8 protein-coding genes and 4 pseudogenes are annotated in these 12,205 nt (G+C 59.0%); 11 read left to right on the top strand and 1 reads right to left on the bottom strand.

The annotated features are described in order from the left end of the window. Positions 1–39: 39 nt before the first annotated feature. Positions 40–572: pseudogene (locus tag ACWPWO_RS02995) on the bottom strand (recombinase family protein). A gap of 476 nt (positions 573–1,048) precedes the next feature. Between ACWPWO_RS02995 and ACWPWO_RS02990 the strand changes: the two are divergent. The 11 genes and pseudogenes from ACWPWO_RS02990 to ACWPWO_RS02940 form a co-directional block, all read left to right on the top strand. Beyond that, entirely contained in the window at positions 1,049–1,942 is an 894-nt protein-coding gene (locus tag ACWPWO_RS02990; protein WP_454004305.1) for a hypothetical protein, read from the top strand. 690 nt (positions 1,943–2,632) lie between these two features. Further along, on the top strand, positions 2,633–3,112 hold the full coding sequence (locus tag ACWPWO_RS02985) for a helix-turn-helix domain-containing protein (RefSeq protein WP_454004303.1): 480 nt from the start codon (positions 2,633–2,635) through the stop codon (positions 3,110–3,112). A 32-nt stretch (positions 3,113–3,144) separates the two neighbouring features. Next, a pseudogene (locus tag ACWPWO_RS02980) lies at positions 3,145–4,568 on the top strand (DUF3375 domain-containing protein). After that, positions 4,555–5,262, top strand: coding sequence for a DUF4194 domain-containing protein (locus ACWPWO_RS02975; RefSeq protein ID WP_454004301.1), 708 nt, complete (start codon positions 4,555–4,557; stop codon positions 5,260–5,262). Before ACWPWO_RS02980 ends, ACWPWO_RS02975 begins: the two are co-directional and overlap by 14 nt. Then, positions 5,259–8,633, top strand: coding sequence for an ATP-binding protein (locus tag ACWPWO_RS02970; protein ID WP_454004299.1), 3,375 nt, complete (start codon positions 5,259–5,261; stop codon positions 8,631–8,633). Before ACWPWO_RS02975 ends, ACWPWO_RS02970 begins: the two co-directional genes overlap by 4 nt. After that, positions 8,620–9,783, top strand: a complete 1,164-nt coding sequence (locus ACWPWO_RS02965) for a Wadjet anti-phage system protein JetD domain-containing protein (protein ID WP_454004297.1) — start codon at positions 8,620–8,622, stop codon at positions 9,781–9,783. The genes ACWPWO_RS02970 and ACWPWO_RS02965 overlap by 14 nt, the downstream gene beginning before the upstream one ends. Positions 9,784–9,858: 75 nt before the next feature. Further along, positions 9,859–10,326, top strand: coding sequence for a hypothetical protein (locus tag ACWPWO_RS02960; protein WP_454004295.1), 468 nt, complete (start codon positions 9,859–9,861; stop codon positions 10,324–10,326). A gap of 183 nt (positions 10,327–10,509) precedes the next feature. Next, positions 10,510–10,860, top strand: coding sequence for an integrative conjugative element protein, RAQPRD family (locus ACWPWO_RS02955; RefSeq protein ID WP_454004293.1), 351 nt, complete (start codon positions 10,510–10,512; stop codon positions 10,858–10,860). Continuing rightward, positions 10,857–11,096: a TIGR03758 family integrating conjugative element protein gene (locus tag ACWPWO_RS02950; protein ID WP_454004291.1), complete on the top strand. Its 240-nt coding sequence runs from the start codon at positions 10,857–10,859 to the stop codon at positions 11,094–11,096. The genes ACWPWO_RS02955 and ACWPWO_RS02950 overlap by 4 nt, the downstream gene beginning before the upstream one ends. A 22-nt stretch (positions 11,097–11,118) precedes the next feature. Beyond that, a pseudogene (locus ACWPWO_RS02945) lies at positions 11,119–11,331 on the top strand (TIGR03745 family integrating conjugative element membrane protein); the annotation flags it as partial. 114 nt (positions 11,332–11,445) lie between these two features. Further along, positions 11,446–12,059 (top strand): annotated as a pseudogene (locus ACWPWO_RS02940) (conjugal transfer protein TraG N-terminal domain-containing protein); the annotation flags it as partial. Between the last annotated feature and the right edge of the window lie 146 nt (positions 12,060–12,205).

Genomic DNA, 12,205 nt, shown 5'->3' with positions numbered 1-12,205 from the left:
TGCAATGTCGCTGGATCAGCCTGTTCAAGGTTCGCGTCGTCACCGCGAAGTGCTCGGCCACCGCCTGTTCCGGAACCCCTGCTCCAGCAAGGCCTGCGCTTCCAGGCATTGTTCTCGGGTCAGGGAAGGAAACCTTCCGACGTGTTTGCCTTGCGCCCGCGCGGCGGCCATTCCGGCCCGGGTGCGCTCGCTGATCAGCGCGCGCTCGAACTCGGCCAGGGCCGCCATCATGTGAAAGACCAGCCGCCCCCCGAAGAGCTGGTATCGATGTGCTCGCACAATGAGCGAAAACCAATCTCCCGCTCCCCCAGGTTGTCCAGCATCTGCACCAGATGCACCAGGGATCGACCCAGGCGATCCAGGCGCCAGACGACAAGCTTGTCCCCTGGCTGCAATTTGCGCATTGCCCGATTGAGTCCAGGCCGCGCACGCGCACCGCCTGAAATACCACTATCCGTATAGATGACATCGCAACCAACGCTCTTGAGCGCCTGAATCTGGAGCTCCAGGTTCTGTTCGTCCGTTGAAACTCGAGCATAGCCAATCCGCTTGCTCGTTCTGACTGCCTGCATGGGGTCCTCACCGAGGAATCACATATCGCCGCTGATGTGCCGGGATCTTCTGCGGTAAGTCTGGCGAACTCGAAAATTTTCCAGATGCCGACGACATTGATTCCAAAACTTGACAATAAGGGATCCCTTCGAACAAGGGATTACTTTTTTTGTTCAATCGCCGTTTTCAGGCTTGGCACTACATCTGTTTACATCAAATAACAGTTTCCCAAAACGGATCCCTTTTTGTTTCAACAAATAAATTAGGAAAAAGGAGCGATTGTATTTCGCTCAGCAGCCCGTCATGGGACGCGTATTGATTTTTGGTATTTTTCGCTTCCGAACCTGCAGCGCGGGCTCCTGCCAATTTCCATCGCGCTCGCCCGGCGCGCAGGCCCTCGACAAGGCGCGCAAATGCCACTTAAGCCCCGGCCCATCATAAAAGCAGCGCTGGAGCTTCACCGCCTCCCTGCAGCCGGCCATTTCGGAAAGGAGACGTGCTGATGCGCCTCACCCGCGTCCTGACAGTTCTGCTGCTCGAGCCGTTCGTATCGGATGCATCGATGACGCTGCTGGATTTTCTGGAAATCAGTTGGTCCATCGGGGCCGCGGGCCGTGTCGCCACCGATGTCAAAGAGGTGCTGGCTACGCTAGGCAAACCCAATCATGCGCATGTGCTGGTCATCGACTCCATGGACGCCCCGGACCATGACATGCCAGCCCTGATAAAGCAGCTGAAATCCCAGCACAGGACCGGCGTCGTCGTGGTGGTCAAAGACCCTGCGCAACGCCGTCAGGCGCTTGCCGCAGGTGCGGACGAATGCATCCTCCTGCCCATGCACAAGCAGAAATTCTTGAAATGCATGCAGGACCTGCTGAGCCGCTACGACACCGCGCCCCTGACGGCAGATCCGCGTCCGCCGGAAGCCCGCAGGACAAGCCGCCCGCTTTCGCATGACGCTCGCCGCGCCGCCAAGGCGCCGCCCAAGCGGCAGGGCGCGGGCACGACGGCCTGCAGGGAAGGCCTGCCGCAGTCCCGCCCCCTTGAACATGCGGACGCTGGATACAAGCAGGCAGCAGTCCCGTGGCTGCTGGATGAGGACCACAGCCGGCTGACCATGCCAAATGGGCGGGATGTCTTTCTGACCCAGGACGAGAAGAAATTTCTCGGCCTATTGTTTCGTACCGAGCATGGGTGCCTTGGATGGGCCCAGCTTGCGCACGCGAAAAAATGCATCGGCGAACTACGCGACACTTTTGCCACCACCGCCGGCCTATTGCACCGCAAATGCCGGGATGCCGGCTGCATGCTGCCCTTGCATTGCGACTGGCGGTATGGCTATGTTTTTTTCAAACCTTTCGCCATTTGGAAGCCTTCATTAATGCGCTGAATTTTCAACTTGGGAAATGGCGATTATTTTCATGGCGACAGAAACAATTCAGCAACAAATATGGCCAAATAGATCGCTTCATGCCCATGAGTTACATTCAGTCACCAAACTATCGCCGCTTTGACGCCTGCCACGATGCTTTGCCGTCCCGCCCAACATGGTCCACGGACTGGCAGAGTGCACTGTCGTGCACTCCAGCATCAAGGCCTGAACCCCCTCTGGTGGATGATCGGTGCAAAGCCGGACCAGCTTGTTGATTGACATCGGCTCGGCGGTTTTCCAACCCCTGTTCAGGAGCTGCGGCCTATCAAGGCATGACACGATCTGGCGGACCGGGACGCGATCATGTGCCTTGCGACGAATAAAGAAATATGAATGCGAAGAGGTACTGGACCGGGTGATGGGAACAAAACCAGCATCCAATCCTTTAATAATAAAGGGACACCCTCGTTAGAAAAACGAGTTTGTACCGCATTTTTTACCAGCTTCGTGCATGCTGGCAAGACGAAGACTGGTGTTCATCAGTGTCGCGTGCCACCATCGCTCGAAGCGCTTACATTGAACGTAGCTAATCATTTAGCATTCCCTATAGGAAGTTTAAATATCATAAACGTCCCCTTAGGAGTGCCTGACTCTAATCCACTAAAATTTTAGATATAATGACTCTCTTGAGGGCGCAAAACTATTTTTATGACTCTACTGAGAGTACTTGTGCCTCAATTAACAGCCCCCATACCCGTTGAACGCGCCATCCGGAAACTCGGCAGCGACATTTCCTTGGCTCGCCGGCGCCGCCACATCTCCCAGGCTTCTCTGGCCGAGCGCATGGGTGCCTCCTTGTCCACCGTGCGCCGCATGGAGAAAGGCGACATGCGCATTCCCATCCACTTTTTCGCCCGCGCACTGCATGTCTTCGGTGAAATCCAGACGCTTGAGCACCTGCTGGATACGCCAAACGATGAAATCGGCCTTACGTTGATGGACGAGCGCCTACCCAAACGGATTCGCAGCAAGCCCGGCGGCATGAACTGCCCCCGAAAGTTGGACATGAATCCAACCTTCGGGGGGCAGTTCACTAGAATCTGTCTATCAGTTGTTTTTGATGCGTGTATGCGTCGTGTTGTGACAATCACAAGGCGGGCGAGACGCGCACTTGGAGCACAGGAGTGAAAGCAGACAAAGCCATCGCGACGTACCGGCGCATGCGGGCGCAGCCGCTGTGGCGCCTGCTTGCCTCGAACACTGGACCTACCGTCATCGGCCTGCTTCAGGCCCATCTTTACGAGAGAGAGCGAAGTCTTCCTGCCTCCATTTTTCACGAACGAATCGCAAGAGATCTGGAAGAGCTACGCGCCCAAGGCGAAGACTTCCCCCAAACGGCACAAGCGTACGTCGCCAGCTGGCTTGCCGATGGGTACCTGGAGCGACGCTTCCCGGCTGGGGCTTCAGAAGAGGAATATGAACTCTCCACGGCCGCCGTCGAAGCCATTCGATTTGTCTCCGGCCTGGAGCAGCCGCACTCAGCCGCAACCGAAAGCCGCCTGACGCTTGTTATCGAGGCACTAGCCCGGCTTGCCGAGGACACCGACACCAACAAATTCCGTCGCATAGACCGGCTCATGGCCGAGCAAGCCCGCATCGATAAGGAGATAGACGTCATCCAGAAGGGGCAGATGCGCGTGCTGCCCCACGCAACGGCGCTGGAGCGCACGCGGGAGATCATCACGTTGGCTGATGATCTTGCAGGTGATTTCCGACGCGTCCGCGATCAGTTCGACCAGCTCAATCGAGATCTCCGTGAACGCATCATGGACAACGATGGCAATCGGGGGATGTGCTGGATTCACTGTTCGCCGGAATCGACCTGATTTCAGAGAGCGACGCCGGAAGGACTTTCTCCGCTTTCTGGCGATTGCTTACGGACCCAGAACAGGCCGCTACGCTTGATCAGGCCCTTGATAGCGTCATGTCGCGGGAGTTCGTGGGGCAGCTCGAAGCCAAGGAGCGACGATTCCTTCTTCGGCTGACGCGGACCCTTCTCGAGCAGGGCGGCATGGTTCACGAGGTGCTCCAGACCTTCGCGCGCAGCCTGAAGCACTTCGTCCAGAGTCGTGAATACCTCGAGCAACGCCGACTCAATCACCTTCTGAAAGACGCTCAGCGAGCAGCACTCGCCCTGAAGGACGAAGTCAGGGCCACAGAAACCCTCCAGTACACGCTTGAGCTCACGAGCAGCCGTTTGCGCTCCTTGTCTCAATGGGTGCTGTACGACCCCTCCCTACAAGCTTTGCCCGGCCAAATGGCGGAAGGGGATGCCCCACCAATCGACCTGGAGTCCGTCAGCGAACTGGTCGCCCAATCCGAGATCGACTTCCGAATATTGAAGGCCAACGTGCTGGCGGTCCTGGAGCAACGGTCCCAGGCATCCATCGCTGACGTGCTGGAGCAGTTCCCCGCTGCACAGGGTTTGGGCAGCGTCGTCGGCCTGCTTGCATTGGGCAGTCGGCATGGTTTCAAAGCCGACCATAGCGAAACCGTAGGCTGGGTTGGAGGCGACGACGAGCGTCGTAGCGCCCGAATTCCAAAGATCTTCTTTTTGAGGGAGCGGGCCAATGAACTGGTCTGAGAACGACGAAGCGGCAATGCCAGCCGAAGCACAAGCGCCAGATGCTTCGCAGGCATCTGCTAACACCCTTTTCATGGGTGACAGCGGCGAGTTGGCGCTGGATACCCGGCGCGCCCTGGTGCAGCTACTGGCGGGACCTTCGCTCGACGGACGTCGGCATCCAAAGCTCTGGCCGATATTGGTGCGAGACGAAGCGGTGATACGTCGGCGCCTTGCCGAACTGTTTCTCGAACTGGTCATCGACCGGGACGTACAAGTTGCCTTCACCCGTCAGGCTGATACCGGCGACCTTGAAGTGCCACTCCTGCTGCGTCGCGCGCAGCTGACCTTCATTGACTCCATTCTTCTGCTTCACCTTCGCCAGCGATTGACCCAAGCGGACTCGCAGGGCGATCGTGCCGTGGTGTCGACTGACGAGATCATGGAGTTTCTTACCCTCTATGAGCGTGCCTCCAACACCGACCGCGCAGGGTTCGTGAAACGTGTTCATGCATCCATCGAGAAGATCAAGAAGCACAGCATCCTCCAGAGAATTCGCTCGAGTGAAGATCGTTTCGAGATTTCGCCAACGCTGAAGCTCCTCTTCTCTGCAGAAGAAATACAAGCCCTGACCCACTTGTATCAGCGCATGGCCGCCGGTGAGACGCCAGCGCAACTGGCTCAGACTGAGTCCGATGAGGAGGCCGACCAATGATCTCGGCCCCCCAAACCGCGTCCTTGTTCGCCCGGGAGCAATTCCGGATGACTCGCCTGCAGGTTTACAACTGGGGCACTTTTTCTGACCTGCATGACATACCGATCAGCGAACGAGGCTTTCTGTTTGTCGGTCGATCAGGGGCTGGGAAATCGACGCTTCTCGACGCTTTTTCGGCGTTGCTGGTGCCACCTCGCTGGATTGACTTCAACGCTGCCGCGCGGGAGGCTGACCGTAGTGGCCGTGACCGAAACCTCGTCACCTACGTACGTGGGGCATGGGCCGAACAGAAGGATGGGGAGTCGGGTGAGATCGCCACCCGCTACTTGCGCTCGGGGACAACGTGGTCTGCCCTGGCACTGACCTACCAGAACGCATTGGGCCAGTCTGTGGTGCTGGTTCAGGTGTTCTGGCTTCGCGGCAATGCGAATGGAAGCACCGACGTCAAACGCCACTACCTTGTCCTGGAGCGGGCCTTTGACCTGCGCGAGCTGGAGGACTTCGGTCAATCCAACTTCGACATCCGAAAGCTCAAGCAGTCTTTCCCCGAGGCGTTCGCTCGCGACGAGTTTCGTCCCTATTGCGAACGATTCTGCCGCCTGCTCGGTATCGAGAGTGAAATGGCGTTGCGTTTGCTGCACAAGACCCAGTCGGCCAAAAATCTCGGCGACCTCAATACCTTCCTGCGCGACTTCATGCTCGACAAGCCCGAGACCTTCGAGGTGGCGGATCGCTTGGTCAGCGAATTTGGTGAACTCAATGCTGCCCACCAGGCGGTAGTGACAGCTCGCGAGCAGGTTCAAACGCTCGCGCCAGCGCGGGAGCAGTATCAGCGCAGAGATTCGTTGATGCTGCAACGCAATGGGCTGGATGAGCTTCGGCTGGGCGTTGATGGCTACCGCGAAACCCGTCGCATTGAACTCCTCAAGCAGCATGTCGAGTCCCTGGAGGTGCAAGCCAGCGGCTCGGAAGGTGAAGTAAGTCGACGTCAGAGCATCCTGGATAACCACACCACAACCTTGCGCAATCTGGAGCGACAGCACCGTGAAGCAGGCGGTGATCAGATCGAGCAATGGGAAGCAGAGAAATCTGGTCTGGAGGGCCAGCGCACGGATCGCCTGCGCAAACGCGGCCAGGCTGAAGATGCGTGCACGAAGCTTGGCTGGAGCCTCCCGGATTCGCCTCAGGCCTTCGCTGAACTGTTGGGCAACGCGCGGCAGGAAGTCGAAAACTGGGAGCAGCGCAGCAACGAGAACCGCGAAAAACAGTTCCGCTTGGCAGGTCAAAAGAAAGACGCTGAGACGGCATTTTCGCAAGCGGTGAAGGAGGTGCAGGCACTCCAGCGCCAGCCATCGAGCATTCCTGCCGATATGCTCGAAATGCGCCGAGACATCACCGCAGCTATTGGGATATCGGAATCGGCTCTGCCCTTCGTCGGCGAACTCATTGAGGTGAAGTCTGACGAGGCCGAGTGGCAAGGTGCCATCGAGCGCGTACTGCACGGATTTGCGCTCTCACTCTTGGTGGACGAACGCCAGTATTCGGCGCTGGCCAATTACATCAACAACACCCATCTTGGGCAGCGTCTGGTGTACTACCGAACTGGCCGCTCGGAGACCTGGCAGGCGAAGCCCATCGGCGCTAACTCGCTCGTCCTGAAGCTGAGCGTCAAGGAAGGTACGTATGCCGATTGGCTGCAGGCCGAGCTACGGCAACGATTCGATTACGCGTGCGTCGACTCCATTCAGTCGTTCAGGAGCGCTGATCGAGCCATCACCCGTGAGGGCCAGGTCAAGCACAGCAAAACCCGGCACGAGAAAGACGACCGGAGAAGTGTCGGCGACCGACGAAACTGGGTACTCGGGTTCGATAACCGCGAGAAGCTTGGGCTCTTTCAAGCACAGGCCCAGGAGCTGGCTGCGACGATTACGCGCCTCGGGGGAGAAATCGAAACCCTCGCCGACCAAGACAAGAATCGTGCGACCCGAGCGATTCAGTGCCAAACCTTGGTGAATCTCCAGTGGCAGGAAATTGATGTAGTACCGTTGCTTGACCGCATTTCCACCATCGAACAACAGATTCGCGAAGCGCGGGAGGGCAATACAGCCCTACTGCAAATCAGTGAGCGGATCGACAAGCAAAAGAACTTGGTTGATCAAGCAGACAAGGATCTCCGAGAAGCCAAGGTCGCGCATGACTCAGTTCTCAAGCAGATCAACGACGGCACGCAGAAGCTTGAATCGCTCCTTCAAGATGCTTCCAGAGTTCCATTGACTCCCCACCAGATCCAGGGGCTCGACGAACGATTCACCAAGCAGTCAGACGCGATCAGGCTCGAAAGCCTCGACAAGGTAGCAACCGCTGTTGAGAGAGGGCTCAACACAGAAATCGGTGAGATCAAAGATGAGATCGGCAATTGCGAGAAGGAAATTGAAGCACGTTTTGCCGATTTCAAACGGCAGTGGCCAATGGATGCTGTGGACATGGACACGAGCCTAGCCAGCGCAGCGGACTTTTTCGCCAAGTTGATTCGACTGGAAACGGATGGCCTGCCCGCCTATGAGCAGCGATTCTTCGAACTGCTGCAGAACCAAAGCCACCAGAATCTGGCGGCACTGTCCACCTACCTGAACGATGCGCGCAAAGCCATCCTAGAGCGGATGGATCTGGTCAACGACAGTCTTGGCCAGGTGCCGTTCAACCAAAGCGCCAATCAACGTACCTATCTCCACATCGACGCCAGTGACCGGCAGCTTGTCGACGTCAAGGAGTTCAAGCAGGAGATCCAGCAGGCACTTAGCCATGCGTGGACGGAGGATCGCGAGTTTGCCGAGGCGCGGTTCCTGGCCCTGCGGCGACTTGTTGATCGACTCGCCAGTCAGGACCCCGAGCAGAAACGCTGGCGCGAGACTGTGCTCGACGTTCGACAGCATGTTGAGTTTATCGGACGGGAGATTGATGAAAGCGGCGTGGAGGTCGAAATTTACCGCAGCGGTGCTGGCAAATCAGGCGGTCAACGGCAGAAGCTGGCCACCACGTGCTTGGCCGCGGCCCTGCGGTATCAGCTGGGAGGGAACGACCACGGCGTGCCGATGTATGCGCCCGTCGTGCTTGATGAAGCCTTCGACAAGGCCGACAACGAGTTCACCGCTTTGGCGATGAACATCTTTACCAATTTCGGATTTCAAATGGTGGTCGCTACGCCGCTGAAGTCCGTCATGACCCTCGAACCATTCATCGGTGGCGCCTGCTTCGTAGATATCAGCGACCGGCGGGTGTCAGGCGTCCTGTTGATCGAGTACGACGGCGACCGCCAGCGGTTGAAGCTGCCGAAGCACGCTCGAGAGGAGGCTAGCGTTGAAGCTTCCTGAAGATGTTTGGCAGTTTCTTGCCCGTCGCTTTCAGAGCAAACACCGCGAGTGGTTGATCGGTGATGCTAGCGAGAGCCAATGGCCGCTGGAAGTTCCGCTCGGCATACCGACGGAACAGGCTGCGCTAAGGCAAGTCGACGGCGTTCGCGCTTGGGTGAGTGCATGGCAAGGCTGGCAAGGAGTCGGCACCCTGTCCTGGTGTGAGCGCCGGTGGAAAGCGCTTGGCGTCCAGCGACTGCCTGAGAAACTGGCGTTACGAGGCCCTGAAGATGTTGCCCTGTGGATTGGGGAATCCGCACGGTGGGCGCGTGCCCAGTCTCGCTATCAGACGCTCACTGCTCGCTGGCCGGTACTGGCGCAGCAGTTGCCGAGATATTTTGATGTCCTCGCTGACTACGGCGATGCCGATTTTAGTCGGCTGGCAGAAATGCTGGATTGGATCAGTCTCAATCCGAAATCAAATCTCTACCCACGACAAATGCCGGTTGCCGGGGCCGACAGCAAGTGGCTGGATTCTAGAAAGGGCCTCATCTCTGACTTGGTTGCGACGCTCCAAGGTGACCCGACAGGAGAGCGCGACTTTTTTAGACGCTGCGGTTTGAGGGCACAGCCGCAGTTAATGCGCATGCGCGTTCTAGACCCAGAGCTGAGAGCCCGTTTGGGCGGTCTTGGCGATATCTCTGCTCCTTGTGAGGAGGTGGCAAGCATTGGCATACGACCAAAGAATGTCTTCGTTGTTGAGAACCTTCAAACCGGACTTGCTTTTGATGACCTGCCAGGGGCGGTTGTGATCATGCGATTGGGTTACGCGGTTGACGTTTTGGGACAGCTTCCATGGCTACAACAGGCGCAATGTATCTACTGGGGTGACATTGATACGCATGGCTTTTCCATTCTTAATCGAGCCAGAACATACATCCCTAGCCTGAAGACTGTGCTTATGGATGAGTCAACGCTGATGAGTCATCGTGATTTATGGGTCGAAGAGAAAGACCAGCACTCTTCCACAGAACTCCCACTACTCAAAAGTACCGAACAAAAGCTCTATCAGTCGATCAAGGGAAATGCCTGGGGTCAACAAGTCCGCCTCGAACAGGAGCGGATACGCTGGGATGTGGCGTGGAATGCCATACAGGCAAGTATTCGATGACCCGGGATCGAGAGGTCAGTCGTGAATGGAAATCGATGGGACCAGCCGGGCGTGCCCCACAAGGGATGGCACTGCGTGGATGTCGTCGATCTGCGGGCCGACGGCGAGCCGGCAGACGAAACCGATTACGCGACCTGTCAGATCTGCGGCAACGAGAAGATCCGCTACGTCCACATCATGGAGCACCCGGATCTGGACGAGAATTTCGAAGTCGGGTGCGTCTGCGCCGAGAAGATGAGCGGCGACTACGAGGGGCCGAAGCGGCGTGAGGCCAAGCTGCGCAACCGCGCCGTCCGACGCACTCGATGGCTACAGCGCAAGTGGCGGGTCTTCGCCAAGGGCAACAGCTTTCTGAATGTCGACGGCCATAACCTCGGCGTGCAGCCGACGAAGACAAAGCGATGGGGAGATCAGATCGACAGCCGTTTCAGTGCAAAGACCTATGCCTCCAAGGACGAGGCGAAGCTGGCGCTGTTCGATGACTTCCGGGCGGCGACCCGGGATGACGAGCGGTTGTGGGCTAGCGACCGAGCAAGGAAATAGTTTGATGGTCGAAGCGGGTAAGGAGGGATTGCTTGCCCTGCTACGTGACAGTAGATGGAGCGTTGGCTAGCAGATCAAGCAACACTTCTGAAATACGGTTGACCACCGGTTCCGTTTGATTGCGGCGCGAGTCGAGCAAGGGACACAGCATCAAGGCCATTCGCTTCACTTGGGAATGGCACGATGGGACAGACCAACCGCCGCGCATCCGCCTGGCCTTCGCTGGCCGTGTCGCTCTCGGCCCTGCAACCCGCCATTGCCGAGGACACTCCGGAGCGTGAGCAGATCGCCGCGCTCGCCCGCCAGCTCAATCTGATCGACCGCCTCGCCGAGCACGCCGCCAGTACCGCTCCGCAGGAACGCGCCCGCTATCACTTCGACTACGCCCGACTGCGCTCAGACCTGAAGCGCGTTCGCGCCGGCCTGCAGGACTACCTCGTGCCCCAGCGCGCCCAGCCGCGCGATCCCGTCCCGCTGGCCGGCGATTACGTCCGCCGTGACGGCGCCGCCGACGACGAGGAGCCATCGCCATGACGCCCTCTGCCGATCAGGTCGCCGCCTTCCAGGCCAACGGCGGCTTCGCGCCTTCGGCCGTCTCTGCCGTGGTACTCGCTTTCGTGTTCGCCGTGTTGCTGCCGTGGGGCGTGTGGGCCATGCGCACCGCCTACGTCGGCTGGGCCGAGCACCGCATCACCGAGCGTCAGTTTCTCGCCGTCGTCGTGCGCTTCGTGACGATTTACCTGGTACTGACCTTCTTCCTCCTCTCCTGACCGTCACGAAAGGCCAAACGCCATGAAGAACTACGGCTACGACATCGTGCTGCTGATCGCGCTGCTCGTGGTCGCCTCGATGTTCGTCGGTGTCTGCTATCACGCCTACACGCGCTACTCGGAGATCCACACCGGCCGCGCCACCTGGGGCCAGTTCGGCCTGACGGTCGCCGTGGGCGCGATCCTGCTGGTGGTCGGCATTTGGCTGCTCACCAAAGCCACCGGCGTGCTGTAAGGGTGGCAAGCGATGGCCGTCCCTTCGGAGCCTCCGCGCGACACGTTGGTGACCTTCCTGCCGCCTCGCTGCGCCCCCTGGCCGGCCGGCGTGCTGATGGAGACCGACGCCTCGACGGACCACTCCCGCACGCCGCGCACGGCCTGGCCCTACGACGCGACCCGCGATGCGGGGCTGGCACAGGTCGACCCGGACCTGCTGACCCGCGTCGGGCGCTGAGCGGGCTTCCTGTCGCAGAGCGAGGTCAATGACTCGGCGATCCGCGCCGTCGTCTCGCCGCGACAGCAGAAGATGAACCGGGGCGCCGTCTACACCGATTACGGAGGTCAGATCGACAAGACGCTGCCGAACGTCGTCACGCGCGGCGCGGGCGACCTGGGGCCGACCGTAGGCTCGCTGGCCTTCTTCCCCGCGATGGACGTGGTGCGCCAGGCGCTGCCGATGGCGCTGACGATGCTCAAGATGACGCTCGTCATCTGCATCCCGCTGGTGCTGCTGATCGGCACCTACGCCTGAAGACGGTGATGACGGTGAGCTGCGTCCAGTTCGCGCTGTTCTTCGTGGACTTCTGGTTCCAGCTCGCGCGCTGGATCGACAGCACGATCCTTGATGCCCTCTATGGCTGGAGATTCGGGGCAAATCGGCCGCACACCAACTTCGATCCCCTGATCGGCCTGAACAACGCCTTCGGGGACATGCTGCCGAACTTCGTCATAGCAACGATGTTCAGTTGGTGGTCATGCTCATATGCCTCGGCTTCAGTGGTGCCTCACCTCGCGGAGCGGCCGGCCGTGGCCTGCCCTCCAGCATAGACCGCGATCAGGAGGGCGGGTTGCGGCCGGCAGAGGCGGGTGGCTCGATCCGCAGATCGATT

Source organism: Alcaligenes sp. Marseille-Q7550, assembly GCF_965112015.1.
This window is presented reverse-complemented; position numbering and strand designations above follow the sequence as displayed.

Excerpts from the sequence above, each read along its gene's own strand:
- ACWPWO_RS02985 (WP_454004303.1), top strand. The coding sequence starts at position 2,633 with ATGACTCTACTGAGAGTACTTGTGCCTCAATTAACAGCCCCCATACCC.
- ACWPWO_RS02975 (WP_454004301.1), top strand. The coding sequence starts at position 4,555 with ATGAACTGGTCTGAGAACGACGAAGCGGCAATGCCAGCCGAAGCACAA.
- ACWPWO_RS02970 (WP_454004299.1), top strand. The coding sequence starts at position 5,259 with ATGATCTCGGCCCCCCAAACCGCGTCCTTGTTCGCCCGGGAGCAATTC.
- ACWPWO_RS02955 (WP_454004293.1), top strand. The coding sequence starts at position 10,510 with ATGGGACAGACCAACCGCCGCGCATCCGCCTGGCCTTCGCTGGCCGTG.
- ACWPWO_RS02950 (WP_454004291.1), top strand. The coding sequence starts at position 10,857 with ATGACGCCCTCTGCCGATCAGGTCGCCGCCTTCCAGGCCAACGGCGGC.